This window comes from Wandonia haliotis (assembly GCF_039523435.1).
Lineage (GTDB): Bacteria > Bacteroidota > Bacteroidia > Flavobacteriales_D > Crocinitomicaceae > Wandonia > Wandonia haliotis.
On the sequence record NZ_BAAAFH010000003.1, the window covers coordinates 388,813 to 414,900 of the forward strand.

Annotated in this window: 22 protein-coding genes; 8 read left to right on the plus strand and 14 right to left on the minus strand. The window is 40.7% G+C overall.

The window, feature by feature from the left end; translation table 11 throughout:
* The 3 genes from ABDZ97_RS02255 to ABDZ97_RS02265 all read right to left on the minus strand — a co-directional run bounded on the left by ABDZ97_RS02255 (position 1) and on the right by ABDZ97_RS02265 (position 2,469).
* Positions 1-1,332 carry a hypothetical protein gene (locus tag ABDZ97_RS02255; protein WP_343784660.1) on the minus strand — a complete coding sequence of 444 codons (1,332 nt, stop codon included), beginning with the start codon at positions 1,330-1,332 and terminating at the stop codon, positions 1-3.
* Positions 1,333-1,435: 103 nt separating this feature from the next.
* A complete protein-coding gene (locus ABDZ97_RS02260; protein ID WP_343784662.1) occupies positions 1,436-2,080 on the minus strand; it encodes a PHD finger domain-containing protein in 645 nt (214 codons plus the stop codon).
* Between the two features lie 8 nt (positions 2,081-2,088).
* Positions 2,089-2,469: a hypothetical protein gene (locus ABDZ97_RS02265; RefSeq protein ID WP_343784664.1), complete on the minus strand. Its 381-nt coding sequence runs from the start codon at positions 2,467-2,469 to the stop codon at positions 2,089-2,091.
* Positions 2,470-2,872: 403 nt separating this feature from the next.
* Between ABDZ97_RS02265 and ABDZ97_RS02270 the strand changes: the two genes are divergently transcribed.
* Positions 2,873-6,622 (plus strand): LamG-like jellyroll fold domain-containing protein, encoded by a 3,750-nt coding sequence (locus tag ABDZ97_RS02270; RefSeq protein ID WP_343784666.1) that lies wholly within the window; start codon positions 2,873-2,875, stop codon positions 6,620-6,622.
* A gap of 7 nt (positions 6,623-6,629) precedes the next feature.
* Here the strand turns inward: ABDZ97_RS02270 and ABDZ97_RS02275 are convergent, their stop codons facing one another.
* From ABDZ97_RS02275 to panC, 8 genes are all read right to left on the minus strand, one after another.
* Positions 6,630-6,824, minus strand: a complete 195-nt coding sequence (locus ABDZ97_RS02275; protein WP_343784668.1) for a hypothetical protein — start codon at positions 6,822-6,824, stop codon at positions 6,630-6,632.
* Between the two features lie 93 nt (positions 6,825-6,917).
* Positions 6,918-8,732 (minus strand): T9SS type B sorting domain-containing protein, encoded by a 1,815-nt coding sequence (locus ABDZ97_RS02280; RefSeq protein ID WP_343784670.1) that lies wholly within the window; start codon positions 8,730-8,732, stop codon positions 6,918-6,920.
* 2 nt (positions 8,733-8,734) lie between these two features.
* Positions 8,735-9,343 (minus strand): hypothetical protein, encoded by a 609-nt coding sequence (locus ABDZ97_RS02285; protein WP_343784672.1) that lies wholly within the window; start codon positions 9,341-9,343, stop codon positions 8,735-8,737.
* An 18-nt stretch (positions 9,344-9,361) separates the two neighbouring features.
* Positions 9,362-10,837, minus strand: coding sequence for a hypothetical protein (locus tag ABDZ97_RS02290; protein ID WP_343784674.1), 1,476 nt, complete (start codon positions 10,835-10,837; stop codon positions 9,362-9,364).
* A 116-nt stretch (positions 10,838-10,953) separates the two neighbouring features.
* The gene (rfaE2, locus tag ABDZ97_RS02295) at positions 10,954-11,466 is read right to left on the minus strand and encodes a D-glycero-beta-D-manno-heptose 1-phosphate adenylyltransferase (protein WP_343784676.1); all 513 of its coding nucleotides are present in this window, start codon (positions 11,464-11,466) and stop codon (positions 10,954-10,956) included.
* On the minus strand, positions 11,441-12,481 hold the full coding sequence (locus ABDZ97_RS02300) for a lysylphosphatidylglycerol synthase transmembrane domain-containing protein (RefSeq protein WP_343784678.1): 1,041 nt from the start codon (positions 12,479-12,481) through the stop codon (positions 11,441-11,443). Before ABDZ97_RS02300 ends, rfaE2 begins: the two co-directional genes overlap by 26 nt.
* Positions 12,482-12,832 (minus strand): aspartate 1-decarboxylase, encoded by a 351-nt coding sequence (gene panD / locus ABDZ97_RS02305; protein ID WP_343784680.1) that lies wholly within the window; start codon positions 12,830-12,832, stop codon positions 12,482-12,484.
* A gap of 25 nt (positions 12,833-12,857) precedes the next feature.
* Positions 12,858-13,709, minus strand: a complete 852-nt coding sequence (gene panC / locus ABDZ97_RS02310) for a pantoate--beta-alanine ligase (RefSeq protein WP_343784682.1) — start codon at positions 13,707-13,709, stop codon at positions 12,858-12,860.
* A gap of 105 nt (positions 13,710-13,814) precedes the next feature.
* On the opposite strand from panC, the gene ABDZ97_RS02315 reads away from it, so the two are divergent.
* The 3 genes from ABDZ97_RS02315 to glmS are packed head-to-tail and all read left to right on the plus strand — an operon-like array spanning position 13,815 to position 17,800.
* Positions 13,815-14,639 (plus strand): glycogen/starch synthase, encoded by an 825-nt coding sequence (locus ABDZ97_RS02315; protein ID WP_343784684.1) that lies wholly within the window; start codon positions 13,815-13,817, stop codon positions 14,637-14,639.
* The gene (locus ABDZ97_RS02320) at positions 14,639-15,952 is read left to right on the plus strand and encodes a DUF4270 family protein (protein WP_343784686.1); all 1,314 of its coding nucleotides are present in this window, start codon (positions 14,639-14,641) and stop codon (positions 15,950-15,952) included. The genes ABDZ97_RS02315 and ABDZ97_RS02320 overlap by 1 nt, the downstream gene beginning before the upstream one ends.
* A 3-nt stretch (positions 15,953-15,955) precedes the next feature.
* The gene (glmS, locus tag ABDZ97_RS02325) at positions 15,956-17,800 is read left to right on the plus strand and encodes a glutamine--fructose-6-phosphate transaminase (isomerizing) (protein WP_343784688.1); all 1,845 of its coding nucleotides are present in this window, start codon (positions 15,956-15,958) and stop codon (positions 17,798-17,800) included.
* Positions 17,801-17,875: 75 nt separating this feature from the next.
* On the opposite strand, the gene ABDZ97_RS02330 is transcribed toward glmS, so the two are convergent.
* Together ABDZ97_RS02330 and ABDZ97_RS02335 are read right to left on the minus strand one after the other, a co-directional pair.
* The gene (locus tag ABDZ97_RS02330) at positions 17,876-20,716 is read right to left on the minus strand and encodes a TonB-dependent receptor domain-containing protein (RefSeq protein ID WP_343784690.1); all 2,841 of its coding nucleotides are present in this window, start codon (positions 20,714-20,716) and stop codon (positions 17,876-17,878) included.
* Positions 20,717-20,794: 78 nt separating this feature from the next.
* A complete protein-coding gene (locus tag ABDZ97_RS02335) occupies positions 20,795-22,114 on the minus strand; it encodes a hypothetical protein (protein ID WP_343784692.1) in 1,320 nt (439 codons plus the stop codon).
* 262 nt (positions 22,115-22,376) lie between these two features.
* Between ABDZ97_RS02335 and ABDZ97_RS02340 the strand changes: the two genes are divergently transcribed.
* The 3 genes from ABDZ97_RS02340 to ABDZ97_RS02350 all read left to right on the plus strand — a co-directional run bounded on the left by ABDZ97_RS02340 (position 22,377) and on the right by ABDZ97_RS02350 (position 24,536).
* Positions 22,377-23,048 (plus strand): response regulator transcription factor, encoded by a 672-nt coding sequence (locus ABDZ97_RS02340; RefSeq protein WP_343784694.1) that lies wholly within the window; start codon positions 22,377-22,379, stop codon positions 23,046-23,048.
* 30 nt (positions 23,049-23,078) lie between these two features.
* On the plus strand, positions 23,079-24,086 hold the full coding sequence (locus ABDZ97_RS02345; protein ID WP_343784696.1) for a sensor histidine kinase: 1,008 nt from the start codon (positions 23,079-23,081) through the stop codon (positions 24,084-24,086).
* An 84-nt stretch (positions 24,087-24,170) separates the two neighbouring features.
* Positions 24,171-24,536 (plus strand): hypothetical protein, encoded by a 366-nt coding sequence (locus tag ABDZ97_RS02350; RefSeq protein ID WP_343784698.1) that lies wholly within the window; start codon positions 24,171-24,173, stop codon positions 24,534-24,536.
* On the opposite strand, the gene ABDZ97_RS02355 is transcribed toward ABDZ97_RS02350, so the two are convergent.
* Complete coding sequence (locus ABDZ97_RS02355) at positions 24,526-25,782, minus strand: glycosyltransferase (RefSeq protein WP_343784700.1); 1,257 nt, start codon at positions 25,780-25,782, stop codon at positions 24,526-24,528. The genes ABDZ97_RS02350 and ABDZ97_RS02355 overlap by 11 nt on opposite strands.
* A 116-nt stretch (positions 25,783-25,898) precedes the next feature.
* Here ABDZ97_RS02355 and ABDZ97_RS02360 point away from each other — a divergent pair, with 116 nt between their 5' ends.
* Positions 25,899-26,084 (plus strand): Sec-independent protein translocase subunit TatA/TatB, encoded by a 186-nt coding sequence (locus ABDZ97_RS02360; protein WP_343784702.1) that lies wholly within the window; start codon positions 25,899-25,901, stop codon positions 26,082-26,084.
* Positions 26,085-26,088: the final 4 nt, after the last annotated feature.

Consider the following 26,088-nt stretch of genomic DNA (forward strand, 5'->3'; position numbering starts at 1 on the left):
TTATTCGATTTTTGTCATTTTAACGATTTTTTCAGCAATTTCAATTAGTTCATTAAGATTAGGTTCATTTTTATTCGTTATTTTTTTCGTTTCTCTTTTTCTTAAAGGATCTTTATGAATTTCTTCTAAAGCTGTTTTAATATAATGAACATATTCTTCGTTTCCTTCTGTACTATTTTTCTTTAATTGTTCAGAGAAACCGACAATAGCCTTTGATAAAACCATCTTGTACGCATAGTCTTCAATTATGTTTTTTTGCTTAGTGTATTGATTAGCACAAAAAATGGCTCCGATTATAGGTAATGGTAAAAGAGATATTCGTCCAATTATAATTCCAATATTATCATTATGAGACTGTAAAATCCAAATACCTAACACAATAGTAAGAAGTAAAGAAATAATCGCACCAATTAGCCAACCTCCAATAATCCATTTATTATTTGCGTTATCGTATTGACTTTGGAAAGAAGCACTGATACCTTCAGCAGTTTTATAATTCAATGCTTTTTTAGCGGATTCAACTAATTGTTTTGATTCGTGTAATATATTTTTTCTTTCTTCCTCGTATTCATTAAGTTTTTTGTTGTTTTCGAGTGTATTTTGTTCTAATATGTCTAATCTTTCTTCTCTGTCTTGAATTTTGTTTGAAAAAACTGTTATCAGTTTTTCATTTGATTTACTCTCGGTAAGGGACTCAGCTATTTCTTCAAGATTTTCTTTCGCAATTTCCTTCATAGATTCTAGCTCATTATTAATCTCTTCAAGATTTTCAGCTTTTTCTGTTATTTCATTTTTTCTTTCAATGATTTTTTTAAGTTGATTCTCTATTTCGTTCAAATTTTCATTACTCTCCTTAAATTTTTTATTGATGGAAATTTGAGTTGTAACTAAATCCTCTTTTATTTCTTTAGATTCAACTAGTAATTGTTGTAATTGAATTTTGATCTTTCTTACATCTTCTATTTCTTTCTCAAATTCAATTTGACGCTCACTTATACTTCGAACATTATAATTTCGTATTTGAACTTTTAATGCTTCAAATTCAGTTATAAAATTATTGGGTGTTGTTAGATAAGTTTCAATTTCAGTAAGATTTGTCTTTATTGAGATTCTTTCATCATAAGTAGATATTTTAACAAATTTTGATGGGTATTGAGTTAGAGTAGAAATATCTGTTAATAATACTTCTATTCCAGCTATTATTCCCTTAAATGAATATTCATTTTCATTCCCAAAAGTACCAGAAGAGTATTCATTCAGATTTAGTGATTTTATTTTTTTACGAATACTATCTCTTTTGTCTCTAATTTGATTGATTGTACTCAATTCCATTTTTGTCGTTCAAATGTGTGGTAACGTTTTGGCGCTTGGCGCCGTTTTTCTGTGTTGCGCCTGCGGCAGAAAAATGGAGCTAAACGCCTGTTAGCAACAGATTTTAATAATCTTCTTCGTTTTCTTTACAATCATCACAAATTCCACCGTTAACATTATATTCATGTCCTCCACATTTTGAACAGGTGTTTTCTAATTCATCTTCACAATCGCCACAATAATCATCCGTCGAAAACATAAAATTATCTATTTGCCCACATCTTCTGCAAGTGTGCTCAATTTCATCTTGACAATTGTAACAATATTCATCATATGAGTCTTTTACATCGCCACATTTTGGACAAGTAACTGATTCATTGTCATTTTCTAAATCATTTTGAAAACTTGTTTCATCTGTAGAGGTACATTCTTCACCTAAAATTTGAATTTCATATTCATATCCTTTATCACTAGTAAAGGAACAATACCCGTCAGAATCTAATTCTTCTGGATAGAAATGATCCTCATCTAACCATCCACCATTTCCCCAGTAAATTGTTGTTACTTCGTTGCTTTCAACTTCAACGTTTAAATTGTAAGATGACCTTGTGCCTGTATTAGGATTGTAATAATTAATTTCAGCACAATAAGTTCCATCTACATAACCATTTTCATCTATAAATTCTTCTTCATAATCATTTGAATTAGAACCACAAGAAACTGTCAGAAATAAAATAACCAACGATAAGAGAAAATTTGCCTTTGTCATAATCATATTTAATAACAATAATTGCTTAAACAAATATTCCATTTGTCACCATCTTGGTCATAACCTTGTAAATCATAAATGGAATTATTAATACAATCACATGTCACTTCGTTTCCACAGAGCAAATATGATTTCAATTTTATTACACTTGCTTGACCTTCTCCCCAAAAAATTATTGCGTATACCGAATACATTTCATAATCATAAGAACTAGTAGCTTGATTAAGCTCATAACCAGTCATAAATGTTACCTCAACCGTGTATTTTTTTGACCAACCATATTGCTGTTCATATTTAACAGTAGCCGTTCTTCTGCATTTTGCATCCGATTTAGACCAAATCATAAGACACAGTAACGTTAGGATTAATGGTAGAATTCTTGTTCTCATAGTTGTATCATTATTTGTTGCTAACTCGTTTATATGCACCCCAAAAACATACCTATACAACCATTATACGAGGAAGGTTTGTGTAATTTTTGGTAAGGCATACGGTTCCAAAAGTAACATTTTTTTCAAATTATTCAACAGCCTCCTGTTTTCCACAAGTTTTTAATAATCAAACAGGTATGGGGTTTTTGTTTGGAGGGGGTGAGTTAGGAAGATTGCCCCTCCGGCAATCCTTTTTTCAAGGAATACGACCCTTAAATACAACAAAGACGTGCCCCGAACCATGCTAAAATGGGCGTAGAGAGATTTGGAGTATGAATACATCATTTCTGAGGTACAGGCGATAAAAATTGTTGCTCTGTATAGTCTTTTTGACCTAAATTTGCTGAAGAACTGTTCTACTATGGGTAAAAAAAGGACTTGTTGTGTACTACTATTTCTGATTGTTTTTTCTTTTTCATTTGGGCAGAATTCGCTCAGAATCGGGGGACCGATTAACTATGTTAGTGTGGGTGATCTGGATGTGCCAGGGAATCAGCTCACTGTAGAAGCACTGATTCACTATACTGGGGCTTCTGTCAATATTGTATCGAAACATACAGATCCGTCCAATGTAAATTATCTCTTGCGGATAGGGAGCTTTGAAATAACAACGACTTCCGGATTTGCCAACTTTGGAGGGGTGGCTGCGGCTGGTGTATCCCTTGTACAGGGAGAAACCTATCATGTTGCTGCTACCTATAATGGGCAGTATCTGCGCTACTACGTGAATGGCTGTCTGACAGGTGAAATGGCCTGGACAGGGAACATGGTTACCAACAATCTGCAAACTGCAATAGGTCAGCAATCGAATTGTCAATGTGAACAGTTTAACGGATATATTGATGAGGTGCGTATCTGGAATGTCGCGCGCACTCAGGCACAGATTGCCGCCAATATGCTGGACTTACCCAATCCGACCACACAGGCAGGACTATTGGCATATTACAAGTTCGAAGGAAATTATACAAACGCACAGGGAAATGCCGCCTGGAACGGAGTAGCGGTAGGTTCTCCCCAATTTGAACCGATCCCTTATCCATATCCGACAACCATCGGTGTGACAGCGACCAGTTCTCCGGTAGTTTGTTCAAACACATCTACCGGGGCGATTGATATTGCGGGCAATGGAGGCTATCTTCCGTATTCGTATTCGATAGATGGAACGAACTTTTCTGCATCGTCGTCATTTGCAAACCTGGCTCCGGGCAATTATACGGTATATGCCCGTTCAAACACCAATTGTTTTGCCACCTCTACCGTCACGGTTCAGGATCAGCCTGCTCTTACTGATAATCTCGTAACAACAGATGTGACCTGTAATGGTGCGGATGACGGTTCGGCTGAAATTACCCCGGCCGGAGGAAACGGACCCGCTTATACGTTTCAGTGGTCAACAGGGACGACGAATAACCAGCAGATTACAAACCTTTCTCCCGGAAATTATTCTGTATCTGTTTCCGATAGTTGTAAAATGGAGGGAAATGAATTGGTAAATAACGGTCATTTTGAAGGAGGAAGCACCGGGTTTACGAGTGATTATACATATTGTAATGACTGCTTTTCAGGTGTAAATGACCTTCCGGGTGGAAATTACCTGGTTAGTAATGACGCTAGTCTTCACCACGCTTCTTTTCAGGGGACGGGTAATGGTGGAACCGGTAATTTTATGATTGTAAACGGAGCGCAGGTTGCCAATACAAATGTTTGGTGTCAGACGATTGCAGTACAACCCAATACCTATTACGTATTTTCTGCGTACGTGGCATCCATGCATCCAACCTCTCCGGCTGATTTGCAGTTTAATGTCAACGGAAATCTTCTGGGGCAGGTTTTTACAGCTCCTTCGGCAACGAATGTCTGGAATCGGTTTTTCTCCACCTGGTATTCGGGGGCAAGCACAACCGCAACAATTTGTATTGTGAATCAGAATATAAACCCGGGAGGAAATGACTTTGGTTTAGATGATATTTCATTTAAAGAATGTGTTTCCTGTGAGTTGCAAACCAATTTTGCCATTACTGAACCAACAGTTTTGTCTGCCAGTGTATCCGTCACAAATGAGATTTGCGGAAACAATAACGGAGAAATTGCCGTCACAGCCACAGGGGGAACGGGGACAATACAGTACAGTATTGATAACGGGGTGAATTTTCAGACTTCTTCGGTTTTTCAAAACCTGGCTCCCGGAAACTATACAATTCAAGTCACTGATGCGAATAATTGCAATACAACAGTTACAGCCACTGTCGGAACAGATGGAGGGCCTGTAGTATCAGCGGGCAATGATCAGACTATCTGTGCGGGACAAACCGTAACGTTATCCGGTTCCGGGGCAGATACCTATACCTGGGATAATGGAGTTATGGATGGGGTCGCTTTTGCTCCTTCGGGAACAACAACCTATACCGTAACAGGAACAGATGCGTTTGGCTGTACAGATACAGATGATGTGACCATTACAGTTTTATCTCTTCCGTCAATAGATGCAGGTGTTGACCAATCAGTTTGTTCAGGAGCTTCGGTAACATTATCCGGCTCGGGTGGTGACAGTTATACGTGGGACAATGGAGTAACCGATAATCAAGCCTTTACACCTGCTGTCGGTACGGTTACATATACGGTTACCGGGACAGATGCAAATGGTTGTTCCAACACAGATAATGTAACAGTAACGGTTTGGGGATTACCTGTGATAGATGCCGGAACTGATCAATCAGTTTGTTCGGGAACTTTGGTAACATTATCCGGCTCGGGTGGTGATAGTTATACGTGGGACAACGGAGTGACCGATAATCAGGCTTTTACACCTGCTGTCGGTACGGTTACATATACGGTTACAGGAACAGATGTCAAGGGTTGTTCTAATACAGATAATGTAACAGTAACGGTTTGGGCATTACCTGTAATCGATGCCGGAGCTGACCAGTCGGTTTGTTCGGGAACTTCGGTAACATTATCCGGCTCGGGTGGTGACAGTTATACATGGGACAATGGGGTCGTCGATAATCAGGCATTTACCCCCGCTGTCGGTACGGTTACATACGCCGTTACGGGAACAGATGCGAATGGTTGTTCCAATACGGATAATGTGAGTGTTACTGTATTTCAACTTCCTGCAATAGATGCGGGGAATGATCAGGTGGCATGTGACGGAGATTTAATCACGCTTGCTGCTTTGGGTGGAACGACATATAGTTGGGACAACGGTGTGATTGACAATCAGCCTTTTTCGCAGGCAGTAGGGGTTGTTACGTATACTGTTACCGGAACAGATGCAAACGGATGTGTCAATACGGATCAGGTACAGGTAACCGTGCATTCGCTTCCGCAACCAACATTTACCGTAGACAACAACAAGGGGTGTGCTCCTTTGCAGGCGCAGGTAATCAATACAACACAGGGAATGGGTTCCGGAACCTGTGTCTGGAATTTTGGGAATGGTATTTCTTCTGCATCCTGTTCGGGAAATTTACCGGAATATGTCTCTCCCGGATGTTATGATATCGAATTGACTTTTACGGACCAGAACGGCTGCCAGGGAGTTGCTTTGTTGTCTGACGCTGTTTGTGTGGATGCTGATCCGGTAGCCGATTTTTCCGTTTCTCCAGTCGAAATCTCCAGTATTGATCCGGTAGCCTATTTTACGAATGAATCGCAGGGTGCGGATACCTACCAATGGGAGTATGGTGATGATAGTGGACAATACAGTGAAGAATCCCCCTCACATGAATACGAAGAAGCCGGTCAGTATACGGTGCAACTGATAGCAATTAGTACAAACGGTTGTCGGGATACGACTACGAAAGAGCTTTTTATCCGGGACGAACTTATTTTCTTTGTCCCCAATACGTTTACCCCGGACGAGGATAAATACAACGAAGTTTTCCAACCGGTATTTACCTCTGGATTTGATCCGTATAGTTACAAACTATTGATATTTAACCGATGGGGAGAAATTCTCTTCGAGTCGAATAATGCGAGTGTGGGGTGGGATGGAACCTACGGTGGAAAAATAGTGCCAAGTGGAACCTATATCTGGCAGATTCGTTTCGACCGGACACAGACAGACAACCCGGAACTTCACCAGGGACACGTCAATTTATTGCGATAGGGTTCTGTTATTTTGAAACTTTCTGTCGACTCCACCCGAGACGACGGAAAACAATAAGCGCAAACCCGAAAGCACCCAAAAAAGCCAGTCCCGAAAAAGCAATGGACTTCACCAGTGGTTCACCGGATTTAATACAATAAACAAGAATATTAAGGCTGAAAAGCAGAGCAAAGGTTAACTGATAAAAACGCCTGTCATTCATAATTTACACATTGCGATTAAGATAAAGTTAACTAAAAAAATGAGCCTTGCAAAAAATGAAATGTTAAAAATGCTCAGGTAGAATAGATCGTCTTTAGCGCAACACATTGACTGATCCTGTGAAACGCAAAGACGGAGATACATTCGGGTTGGTAGGCGACACAATAAAAATATATACGTATGTCCCTGTAGGAACAAAGCTTCCCTGATACGTCCCGTCCCAGGTTACGGCATCCGCTTCTGCCCTACCTTTTTGAGAAACAATAAGCTCTCCCCAACGATTGAAAACAAGCATTTCCAGATCATATATTTCGGAGGTTTGTGCAAAGAAAAAGTCATTAATCCCATCTCCGTCAGGGGTGAAAGAATTGGGGGCGTAAAACACGAACATTGCCGGGATAGTAATACGGTGATAAGCGGTATCAATACAGCCGCTTTCGGATTGTTCAGCGATTAACCAGACATCAAAACTGGTTTCTTCTCCGTTTGTAGTGAAGGTATGTATAAAATTGGTTGTATTGTCCGGGCTTAGCAATTCATCATTGACATACCATTCAAAAACATTTGCTCCGTCCGAAAGATTGGTGATCATATAATCAGAAACAAAATCTTCGTAATCGACGCTGTTGATTTGAAAGTCCGCCTGAATACTGATGTCTTCAATATAAATGGAATCCGGAAAAGACCAACATCCTTCTGCATTCTGATAGCTGACCATTACAGTTCCTCCTATAACATCTCCCCAACTGATAGTAGCAGAAGGGCTTCCTTGTCCATCTTGTACGGATGCCCCGGAATTATCAGGAAAGCTCCATTCGTACCAGGGTTGGTTTGGAGGTGTTGTTACCTGTACTGGTGAATGATTATAACAGGCTGTTTCTTCTGCGGAAATTACCGGAGCTACCGGAGTTCTGTGTGCCAGAGCATAATGTTCCTGAACAAAATCGGACTGACGGTACGCTTTGTGGTAAACATAATTGATATCCGGAGTAGAGGAGTAGTCATAAATAGCTTTCCAGGTGGGGTTATCCCAACGGGCGATATCCGGATAAACGCCATCTGTTGCAGGAAGTGAAGCAAAATCAAGATCAAAATTGCTGCTTGAATCTGATGCGTTAAACGTATAAAAATAATCCGTTTGAATTTTACACAGAGACGTGTCTTTGTCTGAAGATGGAGCTCCTGATAAATCGGGAGAATGGTGATGGAAAGTAACATGAGCAGTGTCCGAAGAATTGCCCGGTAAAAGTTCAATTTTAATCGGACGGTGCCTGAAACTGTTTTCTGAAGATCCGGTAGGTATCAGGTTGGACGCTCCGGTATGAACTACCTTTTTTATTACTCCGTCCTCATCTGTACTGATGATTCCTTCTGCCATAAATGTAGCGTCATATACGATTGCTCCTGCATCCGGATTGTCAAGGTACAGAAACCAATCTTCTACAGCGAGTTCCCGCTGTGTAAGATCCAGTTGATTTCTCACACGTATGTGTTGTTGTTGCTCTTTTTTGTCGGTTCCGGTTAAAAGAAGATCATAAAAAGAGGAAATACTATCCCCGGAGAAAAACTGGTAATCTCCGTACATTTCAACTAACCCACTGTCAATGCGAAGCCGACCATTATTGATCCAGTCCTGTTGTACTTTATAGTTGCCATCTGAGATTACAGATCCTGCATTCTGAAGCTCAAAATTTCCGGGATTCTGATCACTGTAGGTTTGAATAAGACCATGGTGAGATAAGAGAGCCAAATTCCCGGATATTACACAATTTCCATAGGTGTGTACTTCAGCATTCCTGGCAATAAAGAAAGTATCTGCTGCAGAGAAAAGCGTTGGTTCATTTTGTGCGGAAACGGACAGGCCGATCAATAGCCCCAGTAAACCGATACAGGATATGCGATAAATCATCTTTATTCTAACGTTACCTGAAATTGTTTCATCTCTTGCGGAACTTCAAAAATAGAAGGATCAAGACGAGTTTCTTCGGCAGTAAGATCAATCGTATACGATCCGGTTGTTTTGTTTACAACAATTTTTCGGGGAAGTTTTTCAATTTGGAAGGCATCCAGCAGTTCATACAGAGGATCGTTAAAAAAAGCAGATAATCCACTGAGGTTGATGTTTTCAGGGCCAATATAGGCAATTGCTGTGCCGATGTCCGAAACGAGCGTGTAGCCTTCGCAATTGAAACCATCTATCATTAATGCGTCAGTTTTGGTTTGCCGCTGAATTTTCGGGATCTGATTTTTTTCGACTTCGTCTTTCAGAATCGAGTAATACCCTTTTTCCTCAAAAAGCGGACTGTCCATACAAATTTTCACCTCCTGCCGGTTCGAAGAAACGAGAATTTTGTAGTTGCCTTCAGGTGTGTCCGAGACAATAGCAATTTGATTTCCCCGGACGAAAAAATGAAATCGGGTAGTTACACCATCCTGAATTTTAGTACAGTGAATGATGCCTTCAAACGCAACTGACGTGAAGGTCAGAAAAAGACTGAATATGATAAGAATATGTTTCATGTCTGGTTGTTATTTGGGTTAATTACCGATTTTTCCCCGAACTGAATACGATTGATAGTCACCATCCGGAAGAGAAACGGTTCCTGAATGTTTGACAGCAAAACCACCTGCTCCGGGGACCGAATTGTTAAACGAGTTGTTGATGAGATTGGCGAGGCTGTTCAGTGCAGATGAGAACCCGGGGATAGGAGCACAAACATTACCGATAAAAGGAATGTTTAAACAAATTTCCAGAGAAGTCCCTCCGAAATCTACAGGTTGTGAAGAAGCCGTTCCGGGTTCTCCGAAGTCACCACCTCCGCCACCTCTGGCAGTAATAGCAATAGTCCCCTGTACCGGACCCAGTGAAAAGTTCTGAGAGAAACTTTCATTCACAGGTGCTCCTTCATCGTCATCGTATTCTGATTCTGCATTATTTCCGTTAGACCAGATTCCTACTACAGTTGAGCAGGAACCCTGAGATCCGCCACCACCAAGTCCGTCGGGCATTCCTCCGCTTCCTCCGGCTCCTGCGGCGATACAAAGTGTGAAAGGTCCCAGGTTAATAGGTTGGAATGCACCGACTGTAAGCCCTGCTCCACCTCCCCCGTAAATCATTCCCGAGTTGCGAATTTCAGCATTACAGTTTATTTCAAAAGCTGTTCCTCCGTCTTCTCCGTTTTGCCCCATAAGCTGTGGACCGTTTCCTCCTTTTCCAAAAACATACCCCCGGTTTCTAATTCCGATATTGCAATTGGGATTGATTAACCCTGTTGTAAATGCGGGGGTTGTTGCGCTGGCGGAACGAATGCCAACATGATCCTCAATGGTTACAACAACACAATTGTTACCGCTCACCCCGTTATTGGAAAGATCATAGTTTACCTGATCTGTTGAAATTGTTACTTCATCACATGCCTGAAGCGTCACTTTTACTGATTTTGCAAGGGCAGTTTCTTCACAAAAAGCAAATACAGTAACAAAATGATCTCCTCCCGTTTCAAACACACTGGTTTGAATAGTAATAGTTACGGTGGTAGTTCCCCCGGTTGTTTCATACTGATCTAATCGGACAGTAGATTCCGGTGAAAAGGTATGTACAACAGAAAGATTAACCGGAAGGTTCTGACCGGAGTTGGTGGATTGGCTTACAGTTACAGGAATTGTAAGAGAGAGTGCTGTAGCCCGGTTGAGTGTATAACTCGCCTGTTGAAAGGCTAGATCAAGGGCACAATCGTCGCAATTCTTTAAATAACTTGGAATCCAGCACGTACCGTTGTAAATTTCTTCCTGATTATCATCCGTGTTGTAAATAATCAAACCGGTTGCCGGAGTTGTAATAGCATCACGTTGTGTAACGCTTAACCGGGGAACCAGTAGTCCCTGGTGATCTGATTCAAGATGCAACACAGCTGTCGGGTCTGGAGTAGCGGTATTAATCCCAACATTATTGTTCTGAGCAAAAACTAATGATTGTAGAAAAACAAAGAAAAATATAATCCGTTTGCGTAGCATGATCCGATAATTTGAGCAAAATTAGAGATCATAAGTTGGCTGTAAATAAGCAGATTATTAAATATAGATTAACGGATATAAACTCAGTTTTAGCTGACTGAACTTTTTTCTTGTGATTACTTTTTCATGCGCTCAATGGTCGCAGTTGTTGAAAAACCGTCAACAAGATTGATCGTAACAACTTCTCCTCCGTTTTTCCGTACAATATCAGAGCCAACAATGTATTTTTTTGCGTCAGGATTGGTTTCGTTCGCATCATAATCCCCACCTTTTACCAGTACATCAGGGATGATTTTTTCAATAATAGAAAGAGGGGTCTGTTCCCCGAAAATAACAACGAAATCCACAAACCCCAATGCTGCCAACAGCATACTGCGCGCATGTTCTGGATTTACGGGGCGATTAGGTCCTTTCCCCTGATCCCGCACTGATGCATCATCATTCATGCCGATAACTAGGATGTCTCCCAATTCGGCAGCCTGAGCAAGATAGGTGATGTGTCCAAGATGAAGGATGTCAAAACAACCATTTGTAAAGACAACCTTTTTACCATCCTTCTTAAGCTCAGAAAGGCGCTGTTCCAGATCGTCGGAACCAATAATTTTATCCTTTATCTGACTCAGAATCATCTTCAGAAGTTATTTTAAAATTTTTAGAAAAGAAAAACAAAGAGATCAGACCTAAAACGATCATCATTAATGTCTGAACTCCCCAGGTAATAGTTGCCAGAGCATAAGCGGTATCATGTGCCCCTGTTCCTGTATAATCAGGGAAAGCATAAAAAGTAATTATACTACCGACAAATACAGGATAGACTCCAACACCGCCATTGGTCAGCATAATACCGATGGTTCCGCCGATAAATGCCATCAGAATTCCACTGAGAGGAACTTCTTTGGTTTCTTCAAGCGAAAGAAAGCAGACTCCGAAGAAAACAACATAAAGAATCCAGATCAGAAATGAATAAAAAGTAAATGAAACTGGGTTTTTAGACCTGAACACAGACAATACACCTTCTTTTATGTTTAGAAGCAGTTCAACCACTTTCTTGCGAAGCGTCGGTTTTAGTGCGAAAAAAACAATAGCCAGCGCAAAGAGAATTACAACGGCAAGAATAATCCACAGCAGCAAATAATTGGATGTATCCCCGGTATTCTGAGCATCAGCCGGAAACAATTTGGCTTTTAATGCAAGAAAATCATCAAAGCTGACAGAAATAGTAAACAGAAAGATAATTCCTAAAATAGCTACATCGATTGCCCGCTCAGCGATAATCGTTCCGAAAGAACGTGCAAAAGGAATCTTATCCGACTTGACGAGCATTCCTGCCCGGGATGCTTCTCCTGCACGGGGAATGAGCATATTAACAATGTACCCCACCATAATGGCATGATAGCGATGAGCAAATTTTGTCTTATACCCCATCGGTTCAAGTAAGTACTTCCATCTGTGTGCACGGGCGAGGTGACTCCCAAGACTAATAACAAGAGAAAGAAAAATCCATCCGTAATTAATCTCATACATTTTACGGAAAAAATTCTCCTTTTGGGTATCACTCATCTGATCATAGAAGTACCAAAAAAGATAAACCCCGACAAGGGTCGGAAGAACAATCTTGATAATTCCGATGAGTTTCTTTTTCAATTATTCGATCAGATTGGTTTGTTCATTGGGAAAAACCAGGCTCGGTTTGAAGGAACGGGCCTCCTCAAAATCCATAAAACCGTATCCGATAATGATGACGATATCGTTTACTGCACATCGCCTTGCTGCAGGTCCGTTAAGACAAATAGTCCCACTTCCCCTCTCACCTTTAATAACATACGTTTCAAGGCGCTCTCCGTTGTTACAGTTAACCACCTGAACACGCTCTCCTTCAATGAGGTTGGCGGCGTCCATTAGGTCTTCATCAATGGTAATACTACCAATGTAATTAAGGTCAGCCTGAGTTACCTTAACCCTGTGAATCTTTGATTTACAAACTTGAATCTGCATTTTTTCCTTTAAATACGCGACAAAGTTAAGGAATAAACTGCAGATTATCTATCAAACGGACATCACCACAATAGGCAGCGATGCAACAGATTGATCCTGAAACCCATTCGCTATGTAGTTCAGACAGGTTTTCAGGGTGCACAATACTAATATATTCTGTTCGGATAGAAGTCATATCGAGGTATTCTCTCATCTTTTCTTTCACATCATCCGGAAGATGATCGGAACTCAACTTTTTTCCTAGCTGAAGCGCTTTATATAAGTAGGTAGCTTCTACTCGCTGCTCGTCGGAAAGACGTTGGTTGCGGCTACTTTTTGCCAAACCTGACAATTCACGTTCGGTAGGACAGGCAATAATTTCAACAGGGAGCTCCAAGTAATTAACCATGTGTTTGATGATGGCTACCTGCTGAAAATCCTTTAACCCGAAATAGGCCTTTTGAGGGCGGATCAAATCAAAAAAGCGGTAAACCACATTGACTACTCCCTCAAAATGACCGGGACGGAAAGCACCTTCCATAACCGTATTAAGGGGAGCTAAAGGAACCGTTACAAGAGATGTCTCATCCGGGTAATCGGGATACACTTCAGTAACTGAAGGGATAAACACAGCATCGCAACCTGCACTTTGCAACAGAAGAATATCCTCTTCTATCGTGCGCGGGTATTTTTCCAGATCTTCCGGGTTGTTGAATTGTGTAGGGTTGACAAAAACACTACAGATGACAAAGTCATTTTCACTTTTTGCCTTGCGTATAAGAGAGAGGTGGCCTTCATGCAAGGCTCCCATTGTTGGAACGAACCCGGTTTTTTTCCCGGACTCTGCCTTTTCTTTCCGCCACTTACCTACTGTTTCCGCTGTATATAGCTTATCCAAAATAGTTCTTTTTTAGAGAGACAAACGGGCAAAACTATTCTTTTCTGTTGAATTTCCGCTTTTTTTTATATATTTTTGTGGTCTATTTACTAATTCGACTCTTTTATGGAGAAAAAACGAGTACTATTTGTTTCGCAGGAAATTAACCCTTTTCTGCCGAAGTCAGAAATTTCAACCGCTGTCCGTCGTTTATCACAGGGAATTCAGGAAGCGGGAAAAGAAATCAGAGTATTTATGCCAAAATTCGGTTCTATCAATGAAAGAAGACACCAGTTGCATGAGGTGATTCGTCTTTCCGGAATGAACCTGATAATAGATGACCAAGATCATCCGCTGATAATTAAGGTAGCTTCGATTCCTTCAGCGAGAATGCAGGTATACTTTATTGATAACGAAGAGTACTTCAAGAGGAAAGCAGTTTATTGTGAAGAAAGCGGACAGCCTTGTGCAGATAACGATGAGCGTTCTATGTTCTTCTGTAGAGGGGTTTTGGAAACCGTAAAAAAACTGGGTTGGAAACCGGATGTTATTCACTGTAACGGGTGGATGACGGCATTTATGCCGATGTACCTGAAAGAAGTGTACGGACAGGATCCGCATTTTCAGGATACTAAAGTGATCTATTCATTATACGAATCAGGATTTAAGGATAAGTACTGTGAAAGATTACCTGAAAAATTGAAATTTGATGGTTTCAGTGATGAAATGATTGATAAAGTGAAAGAAGGGACTTGTGAGTCTCTTACACATTTGGCGATGGATTACTCTGACGGTGTAATTTTATGTTCAGAGAATGTGTCAGGAAATACTAAAACTCATTTTGAGTCGTTATCTTCGCACAAGCTGGATTTTAATCCGGAAGAAACACAGGTTAAAGTTTTGTCTGATTTTATAGACAAGGTGATTGAAGAAGAGGTATTGATATCATAATGAAGAATCAAATAAAGGAAATGAAATGGCGGAGGGTGGTTAAGCTCTCCGCTTTTTTGCTGCTGATAGTAAGTGTTGTCGCTGCTTGTAAAAAACCGGAAAATACAATCGGAAAAGAAGTATATGATCCGGAGGCTTTATTAGATGCTGATGGTGTGGATACGTTTCAGTTGATTACGTATTGTGAGTTGGACGACTCCGTAATTTCCAGCGGAACGAACAATGTTTTGTTGGGTTCGTATAACGATCCTGTTTTCGGGGAAGTGGATGCCGGATTTTATTCTCAGTTTCGATTGCCTACAAATAATCCTGATTTTGGGAATATCGGAGATATTGTTGTCGATTCTGTAGTCTTGAGTCTTGAGTACGATGATCATTACGGAGAGGTTACAGCTCCTCAGACCTATCGGGTGTATCGTATGCAGGAAGACCTTTATCTGGATACTTTGTATTATAATTTTCAGGATAAACTGACGGAAGCAACTTCTCTTGTACCTATGGGAAGAGAAGTTATTCAACCCAAGCCGGGAGAAGAAGTAATGCTGGCAAATGATACACTGGATCCTCAGTTACGTATTCCGCTTGAGACCAGTTTTGGCTGGGAAATTATCAATGCATCACAGAATGGAACGCTGGTAGATAATGCTACATTCCTGGAGACGTTCAAAGGGCTGTATATTACCACAGAGAATGGTCCGTGGACGCAGGGTGAGGGATCAATTCTTATGTTGGATCTTACGGATCCTCAATCATTGATTACCTTGTATTATACACAGGCGGGAGAGCAAAAAGAATATACATTACTGGCTAATTCATCCTGTGCATATTACAACCGACTGAAATTTTCAAATGCTGGAAGTAAATCCCGGTTGGTACTGGATAATCCGGATCTGGGGATGTATGAATTTTATGCGCAATCAGGATTGATCCGTGCAAAGATTGATTTTCCTTCTGTCAAAGACATAAACAGTAAAGCTGTAGTGCATAGGGCGATTCTTTATCTTCCGGTGAGTTATTTTACCGGAGGAGAGTTCTTCCCGAGTCTGGTGACCCGTGCAATGGCAGATGTTGGAGGTGTTGGAGATAATGTAGGTATTGTTGAAGGAGAATATAACAATACTTTTAAACGCTACACTTTTGCATTGACAAATTATGTTCAGGATTTGGTTAAAGAAGAAGGGTTCGCGACGGAATTTGGCGTAAAAATTGCCCCGTATTCTTTCGGAGGTTCTACAGAACGTATTGTGTTTAATGGTCCCTGGACGACCAACAAAGAAAAACCGAAATTAGTTATCACTTATACAGAGTATTAGTCTATGTGTGGAATCGTAGCGTATATCGGGAACAAAGATGCGTATCCCGTGTTAATTAAAGGTCTGAAAAGACTAGAGTATCGTGGGTATGATAGTGCTGGAGTAGCGATCATGAACAACGCCGATATTAAGACGTACAAGAAGAAGGGGAAAGTGGTGAACTTGCAGGAATTTGCTGAGAAACACGATCTTTCCGGTACTATTGGAATCGGACATACGCGTTGGGCTACTCATGGAGAGCCAAATGATCAGAATGCACACCCTCACATATCCGGAGACGGAGACCTTGCGTTAGTGCACAATGGGATCATTGAGAACTATGATGTTCTGAAAGAAGGTCTGAAAGCACGAGGGCATGTTTTCTCAAGTGAAACGGACACAGAAGTTTTAGTGCACCTGATCGAAGATATTAAGCGTCACGAAAAAGTTGATCTTGAAGAAGCCGTTCGATTGGCGTTAAGTAGTGTCGTGGGTGCTTATGCTATTGTTGTACTTTCAAAAGAAGAACCAAACCGTATTGTAGCGGCAAGGAAATCCAGCCCTCTGGTAGTGGGTATTGCAGATAACAATGAATTTTATCTGGCTTCAGATGCTACTCCTATTGTGGAGTACACGAAGAATGTGGTTTACCTGGAGGATGAAGAGATTGCAATCATTGACCGGGAATCCGGACTAAAGATTATTGATATTCGAAACCGGGAGCAAACACCTTATGTGCAGCAACTGGAATTAGAGCTGGAAGCATTGGAAAAAGGCGGATACGAGCATTTCATGCTAAAGGAAATCTATGAGCAGCCTCGTTCTATTTACGATTGTTTCCGAGGAAGATTAAACGTAGAAGAAGGTTGGGTAGGTCTTGGCGGAATCAAGGACTACGAACGGAAGTTGGTAAATGCTAACCGGATTATTATGGTAGCCTGTGGTACTTCCTGGCATGCCGCGCAAGTAGGTGAATACCTGATTGAAGATCTGGCAAGAATTCCGGTAGAAGTTGAATATGCAAGTGAATTCCGGTACAGAAACCCGATCATTAATGAAAATGATGTGGTAATTGCAATTTCTCAATCGGGAGAAACAGCAGATACACTGGCAGCAATAGGACTTGCTAAATCAAAAGGGGCTACTATTCTTGGAATATGTAATGTCGTAGGGTCTTCCATATCCCGTGTTACGGATGCCGGATCTTATACGCATGCAGGTCCGGAGATCGGAGTGGCTTCTACTAAGGCTTTTACTGCTCAGGTAACCGTATTGACGTTAATGGCACTTTCCATTGCGCGTAAGAAGGGAACACTTGGTGAGTCAAGACTGCGTGCCCTGTTGGGTGATCTGGAAGCAATTCCTGCTAAGGTCGAGAAAGTACTTGAAAAGAGTAATATTGTTGAAGAAGTGGCGGCAGTGTATAAAAATGCTGCTAACGCGTTGTACTTAGGAAGAGGAAATTGTTTTCCTGTAGCTCTTGAAGGTGCGTTGAAGTTAAAGGAGATCTCTTATATCCATGCAGAAGGATACCCGGCGGCGGAAATGAAACACGGTCCGATTGCGCTTATTGACGAAGAGATGCCTGTAATCGTTTTAGCGACAAAAGGAACTTCGTATGAAAAAGTAGTGTCCAATATTCAGGAAGTAAAAGCACGGAAAGGAAAAATCATAGCGATTATTACCGAAGGTGATGTGCAGGTAAAAGAACTGGCGGATCATTATATTGAAATTCCGGATACAGATGAAAATCTGGTTCCCCTATTGGCGACCATTCCTTTACAATTGTTCTCCTATTATGTGGCAGTAATGCGTGGGTGTAATGTGGATCAACCACGAAATCTGGCAAAATCAGTTACGGTAGAATAACCGGAGAAAATACATAAAATAAGAAAGGGATGCCGTTTGAGCATCCCTTTCTTTATGAAGTTATGAAAGAATAAACTAGAATGTGAATCCGTATTTTATACTGATTCCTACTCCTGGTTTGTATGAGGTGTAAAACTGGTCTTCCGCACCATGCGATTTATACACCAGTGATACATCGTCGTTTAATAAGTTTGAAACCGTTAGCGTAAGTCTTGAACGTGACTTTTTACCAAAGTTTCTGTACGCATTAAAATTAAGACTGTGGAAAGGAACTGTGTACACATCAGGTACACGCCCCGAACCAATAATTGTCAATTGTTCTCCCTGTACATTGTAGGCAAGAGAAATACTGGTTTGGCTTTCAGGGATTTCATACGAAATTCCTGCGTTGATAGCGAATGGTGATTGTCCGGTCATTGGGCGGTAGTCTTTTAGTACTTCTCCTTCACGCAGGTTCGTTTCCCGTAATTCATATTCTGTTTGCTCTCCGTCTACCAGTACGTCGTGCATATTTACACGTGACTGTACAAAGGAAGCATTCAGGTTAAAAAAGAATCGGCTGAAAAACTTCGATTTAGATTCTTTTGCAAAAGCTTTTCTGAACTCAACTTCCGCTCCAAGAAGATCAGCTTCTCCTGAATTACGAGGTTTGATATTGTCCGGCTGTTGTGGAAATGCAACCATTTCGATATGTCCGTCAAATTGCTTGTAGAACACAGAAACAGCGATTACTTCACGCGGAGTGATGAAAAACTCATAACGGAAGTCATAGTTATTGACACGTGTCTGATTCAGATCGATATTACCGTTGAATGTACGCTTGGTAATCGGATCATAGATCTGTGCAATTGACTTTTCCCGGAAACTCGGACGGGCAACCGTCTGGTTAAATCCAAGACGAAAGTTCATACGTTCAGTAACTCCGTATACAACATTGGCAGAAGGAAGAATGTTGAGTTCATTCATTGTATTCTGATCGGTATAAATTACGTCACCATTGTTGTTTTGTCCGGTATAGAACATATCCACTTTTTCAACACGTACACCATATACAAGCTTCAGTTTTTTCCATAAACTGTGTTGCGCCATCACATAACCTCCGAAAACATTTTGTCGTGCAGAATAGTTATTCGCCGGCTGATAGTTTCCTATGGTATAGGTACCGTTTCTGTAGTTGGGCGAAGTAGGATCCGCAGACCAGATCTGATCATCCTGTAAGAACCAGTCGGGATCTAATTTGATATCGTTCAGATTTGTTCTTCTGTGTTTGAATGAGAATACTTCAAAATCACGGAATTTTAAAGCGGCAAGAGCACCTGTCTTAATGAAGGCTTTCTTGTTTTTTCCAACCGGAATTTTAAAATCGATCTTAAAGTTCTCACTGAACTCATTCAAATCCCTCCAGAAGCGATCTATTCCGGAACCATTCCCTGTACTCATGGTTGTATCGCCATCTGTTACGGAGATACGTGTTTCGCGGAAATCAGGGTCGTAAACACGAGAGTAAGAAAATGCATTATTCCACTCCATCTCAAATCCTTTGAACTTGTGCGTTCCTCCCAACAGGAAAGAAGACAGTGTCCGGGAAGTATATGTCAATACATTCTCGATCAATCGGGCCTGATTCTGGTTGAAATCCTGATTTACACGTTGAGCAGCGGAAGATTCTCCTCCCTGAACACCCAAAAGTGTTGCTGTGATCGTACTCTTTTTTGTTTTGATAGAACCGGAAACAAGAGCACTCATTAACGTGTTGTTTTTTCCGACATTACCAATACGTGTAATGTTTTTCAATAATTCGTGCTGTGATTTATCTGTATCTTTCAGGTAATCATTGGACTGAAAGTCACGATAGAAAACGTGCTCGTTGGAATAGTTAAGAACAACATTGTATCCGAGCGTCAGCCCTTCTTTCTTATTAATTTGATTTCCGTGATAAATAGAGAAAGATCCATTCGGAAGTGCTGTTTTGGATTTAGCACTTAATTCAGGATTAAAGGAGCGTGTTACATCTTCCAGATAAGGATCAGCAAGTACTTCATCCGGAATCTTTACTTTCGGGTTAAAGTTAAGTTTTCGGGAACCGTTATCAAAACCAGCCCAGTCAAAACCTCCCCGGTCGTATAAGATATAATCTTTATTGAATGTCATTCCCGGAGTAAACCCGATACCAACACCAATTTGTGTTGTTTTTGATTCCGGAAATTTCTTTGTAACAACATCTACCATTCCTCCCGTAAAGTCTCCGTAAAGGTCAGGAGAGAAAGTTTTGAAAACAGAAACATTTTCCAGAACTGCAGTCGGGAAAATATCCAGTTGTACTGAGTTTCCATCGGGATCAAGTCCCGGGATCATCATCCCGTTTAATGTGGTAATTGTATATCGGTCTCCAAGTCCCCGTACATATACATTTTTACCATTTTGAACTGTTACTCCGGTTACACGCTTGATTGCTCCTGACAAATCAGAATCACCTACTTTTCGGAAGGATTGTGCCGAAAGTCCGTCAGAGACAACAGCCGCATTTTTTCGTTCCATCAAAATCGCAACATCTGAATCCTGTCGACGTGCTTCGTAAACGACTTCTACTACAGCAAGTGTTTTACTGGTTAGCACAACGTCAAGCATTGTTGATTCGCCTGGTTTTATTTCAAGTTCTTTGAAAATCTGTGGCTGGTATCCCACGAAGGAAACCTCAACGGTGTATTTTCCGGGAGTAACCTGGATTGAATAATTTCCGTCAAAATCGGAGATTGCTCCGACACCGGAAAGTTCCATTACGCGAACAGTAGCACCGTAAAGAGGACCACCCTCTTCTCCGTCTGCGATATTTCCGCGTAAAAAACCTTTATTCTCTTGTCCAAAGACAACTGTCGAACTGAGAAGTAGTACAACAAAAGAGAAAAACTTAAACATAGCTAGTGATTTTATTTTTATTACATAACCCCGGGACTATTAATCCCGGGGTAGTTGAAAGTAAATTTTGTTGTTATCTTACAATTGTCCACGCTCAGCAGCAAGAGTCCAAGAGAAGATTGAAGTTGAAACTGTAGCTCCGGATCCTGCTCCGTTAATTTCTCCCTCAGCAGCAGTTTGATCATTTGCTACTTCAGTTGGACAAGCTCCGGCAGTACTTGGATATACTGATACAGTCTCAGAAATTGCACAGTTTACAAAGCTAAGGTCACCGGCAACCAATCTTGAAAGTGCATCCGCTTGTTGCTCACATGCGTCATTGTACTTTGTTCTGATTTTGATTGCTTTTCCACCGATCGAAGTGTAATCAAATGTTACATTTTCGATAGTTCCCTGTGCTTTATCTTTAAAGTCAGCTGGAGATCCGTCAGTTGCTCCGTCAGACTTAACAAGTCCGTTACGCAAAGTGAATTTTCCAGTTGTGTAAGTTGTTCCTTCAGGACCATCGATCTCAAGACCTTCGTCAGTTCCGATTCCGTCTCCGTGGATAACGATAAAGTTTTCGATAGTACCTGAATAGTTCATGTCAAGATCCAATCCGTCATCTCCCTGGTAGTATACCAAAGCGTTGTCGATATCTACAGTTCCACCGAAACACTCGATACCATCATCCAATGTTGCGTAGATCTCAATGTTTGAAATTTCAGTAGTAGAACCAACACCACCAAGTGTCAATCCGTTTAGCTCATTTCCTTCTCCGATTGAAATACCACCGTGACGGATAGAGATGTATTTAAGTTTACCTGAGTAATCACTTGGGTTAGTTCCTCCGAAAAGTCCCTGACCATCACCAGCAGGAATTCCTTCAAGGTTTGTTTCTGTATCTCCTGACTGAGCTGAGATAGGAGCACGTCCAAGGATAGCAAGACCACCCCATTTTTCGTTATCAGTTCTTGAAAGGTTAGTTCCAGCTGTTTCTCCTACTTTAATGTTGTCAAGGATAGAAGTAAAGATAATAGGTTGAGAAGCTGTTCCTTCAGCCAAAAGGATACCACCTCTTTGAACGATAAGAGCAGAAGCAAGGGATTCCTGTCCTTCAGCACCTTTAATAATAGTTCCTGGTTGGATTGTCAAAGTAACCCCGTCCGGAACATATACTTTTCCGTTAAGTACCCAGATCTTATCTGCTGTCCATGTTTCATCTGCAGTTAAAGTACCAGACTTGTTTACTGTTCCTTCAACCTGTGTGTACGTACAAGATCCGTCATCTTTTTTCGCATCTTCGCTATAATTATTAGCATTAGGATCTGTACAACCTTCTTTTTTACAAGAAGTAGACATCATTGCTGTCCCTCCGATTAGAAGTGCAGCCGCAATTGTTTTGAATTCTAATTTCATAACTTTCATTAAATTGTTTGGTGCAAAGTAAAACCTACCTTGTTATTCCATTATTTAAGCAATGTTATGTTCGTGTTAAGCGATGATAACACAGGGGTGTGTTTTTTAGTAAAACAATGATTTTCAAACTATTGTAAATTTTTATAGGTCAGGGATTAAAGATTTCTTAACGTTTACCAAATATCCTTAATGATTGAATAACACTGTTGTAAGATTCTACCCATATTGCTGTTGTAGTTTCGCATTGCTAAATAGTAAGAAGATGAAAGAGACAATTCTATTGGTAGATGACGAGCCCGATATTTTAGAGTTTTTAAAATATAATCTGAAGAAAGCCGGATACATTGTAGAAACAGCCAACAATGGAAGAGAAGGAATTGAGAAAGCGAAGGACGTAAAGCCCTCCCTTATTTTGCTTGATGTGATGATGCCGGAAGTCGATGGAATTGAAGTATGTCATGTGTTGCGCAGTGAAATGAAAAATGAAAACCCGCTGATTGCTTTTCTTACGTCACGTTCTGAAGATTATTCACAAGTAGCCGGTTTTGAAGCCGGGGGAGACGATTATATTACTAAGCCGATTCGTCCGAGATTGCTGATCAGTAAGGTTGAAGCATTGTTGAGAAGAAAGAATCGTTCATTTAGCTCAAGTGCCATTGATAATGAACTTTTCAGACTGGACAGAGATCGTTTTTTATTAGTGGTTAACGGTGAAGAATTCCAATTACCACGAAAGGAGTTTGAATTACTGGCGTTGCTTACTTCCAAGCCCGGTTATGTGTTTACGCGCGATAAGATTATGGCCGACGTGTGGGGAAATGATACAGTTGTTGGTGAAAGAACCATTGATGTTCATATCAGAAAATTGCGTGAAAAGATAGGAGATGATTATATTCGAACAATTAAAGGAGTCGGATATACGTTTAAGGGGTAATTGAGAAATATAAAACCATATCAAATTATATTGGCAACCAGTGCGATAGTTGTTGTTATCGTATGGGTTTTGCTATTCCTGTTTTGCAAGTATATCGGAGAGATTGATTATTTATATATCTTTTTGTTCGGATTACTTGTAGGCGGTTTGTCTTTTGTTATCCATTTTATATCTGTAGAGCGTTTTCTGCACAGCCGGATTAAATTTATTTACCGGGCTATCCGAAAAGGGAAAATGACACGTGAAACAGACTTCCACATCAGTATGAAAGAAGATGTGCTGAGGAATGTCACGGTTGAAGCAAAAAAATTCCTCGAGCAAAGGAATACGGAGATTTCGAAACTTAAGGAACAGGAAGAGTTCAGAAGAGAGTTTTTGGGAAACCTGGCTCATGAATTAAAAACGCCTGTTTTTTCTATTCAGGGGTATATCCTGACGCTTTTGGAAGGCGGTTTGGAAGATGAAAATGTAAACCGTTTATTTCTGGAACGCGCATCGAAAGCGGTGGACAGAATGACCGGTATTCTGGATGATCTGGACGAAATAACAAAGCTTGAAGCCGATAAGATTAAATTACTGATTAAGCGTTTTGATATTATTGATCTGGCTAAAGACGTGATGGAAAGTCTGGATTTTTTAGCAAAGGAAAAAAATATCACACTTAGATTTGCCAAAAAATACGACCCGATTTATGTAAAGGCAGATCGCGGGAAAATTGGTCAGGTACTCACGAACCTGATTAAAAATTCGATCAGCTACGGAAGTGAGAACGGAGAGACAACTATCCGGCTATTCCCGATGGAAGATACCATTCTTATGGAAGTAGCAGATAACGGTGCCGGGATTGAAGAAGAAGAACTTCCCCGCCTTTTTGAACGTTTTTACCGGGTTGAAAAAAGCCGTAACCGCCATGAGGGAGGTTCCGGATTGGGGCTTTCCATTGTGAAGCATATTATAGAATCGCACGGACAAACGATTAACGTGCGAAGTACAGTGGATGTAGGTTCTACATTCTCATTTACACTTGAAAAAGGCTAAACTGACAAAAATCAGCACGAAAAGCGGTGTTGGTTATTTCTTACTCTCAATGTTTTTCCGTTTTTTGCAGGTAAAAAATTTACTATGAGTATTTTAGTTTCCAACGACCGAATCCTTTCCGAGATACAACGTGAATTCAGTGAGAAGTTTTCATTCTTAAAGATTGAGTTTTACCACGGAGAACATGACGAAGGAGAAGGTTCATCGGATAAGAGAATGATTGATACTTCGTTGTCTGTAGGTCAATTGCGAAATGGGAATGCTGCAACGGAGTTTAGCATTCATGGAAATCTGAAAACAGCAACTTTTGAAGAAACATGGCAGGAAACATTTGGATTTTCAGTTCAGGTGTTCAGAAAGTCTGGGAATGTTTGGTTGCAAACTACCACAACTGATTCGTGGACACTTGCAGAGCAGCAACGCGAAGCAGAAGAGTCGGCTAGTCTGTAACGGAAATTATTCCGGGGATGATTTTCCCGTAAGCAGCTTTGTATAGTAAAACGCCATTTTTTAAGCTGTAGACTTCCTGTGCGCCACGTGCAGTTTCTTCAGGATCAAATTCGATTTTCTGAGAACAACTATCAGCCAGGTATTTTTCATCGAAATGTGTGATGACCTGTCCTGCATGATATTTCTGAACAATGTTGTCCGTGTCACCAACGCCAGAGTTGCAGACCAAAGGAATTTGCATTGCCATAAGCTCTCCCTGTTTGGTCGGTGAGCTTGCCATCTTTGAATAAGTCGGCCGAATAAAGAAAATGGAAAGGTCGAAAACAGATATATGCAGGGGCACTTTATCATGTGAGCAGGAAGTAACGATAATGTGGTCGGGATTAATTCCGCGTTCCTTTGCTTTTGTGACAATATTCTCCCGTTTTTCACCACTTACAAATAAAAACCGGGCGGAGGACTGTTTCGTTTGAAGAACGGAAAAATAGTCCAGCATTTCTTCCAGCATATACCAGGTGCCAATAGATCCAACATACCCGAGAACGAAATCAGTATCAGAAATTCCCAGTTGATTACGTAGTTGTTGCTTGTCCTGTACCGTTACATTTTCCGGATTAAATAGATTCAGGTCGGCACAACAGGGAATAACCGTGATCCGTTCTCCATGCGTACCGCGTGATACTAACTCTTGCCTGGCACGTTCGGTTAAAGAAATAATATGATCTGATTTTTCAAGAAATTCAGACTCTTTCCGTTTGAAAAAATTGTAGATAATTCTGTAAACCGGGCTGCTCAAATTCCAGATACCACCCTCTACCCTCTCATCGGCCCAAAAGCCACGCATATCAAACAAAAACGGAGTGTCAAAGCGTTTCTTCATCCGAAGGCCAACCATTGCTGAGATATAGCTACGACAATGTACAAGGTGGAAATAATGTTTTCTGTGAAGATCAAAAGCCAGTTTTCGCATGGTACGAATATCCCGTAATGTAGACAATACGGGTGGTTTTTTTCTGTACTGTTGCGGATACCATGAAATTCCTGCCTCCTCACAAAACTGCTGAATAGCTTGTTTATTCTGCTGATAGCGTTCCGGTTTTTCGAAGCTGATCAGGTGAAAGGAGAACCCTTCTTTTGAAAGCTCCCGAAGATAGGGTAAAACCTGTGACTGACCTAAAGGATCAGTCATTCCGTCATACGAGATGTATAGTACATTATATCCCACCGGGTAAAGGTACAACTTCATAGGTGAAAACAGAGAAGTAAACCCGGCAAAAATCGGGATACTCTTTATTTTTTATGCGTATACTGTTATTACTTCATTTTTCTGTAACTTTGTCGTATATATCAAATTTTGATACAATGATTTTAGGTGTATTTGGTCCCTGGCAAGTTATTTTGATTGTAGCGATTGTGCTACTTTTATTCGGTGGAAGAAAAATTCCGGAACTGATGAAAGGACTTGGTAAAGGGGTGAAAGAGTTCAAAGATGCTTCTAACGGATCAGCTGATAAGAAAGACGATTCGGGAGAAGAGGAAAAAAAATAATCAG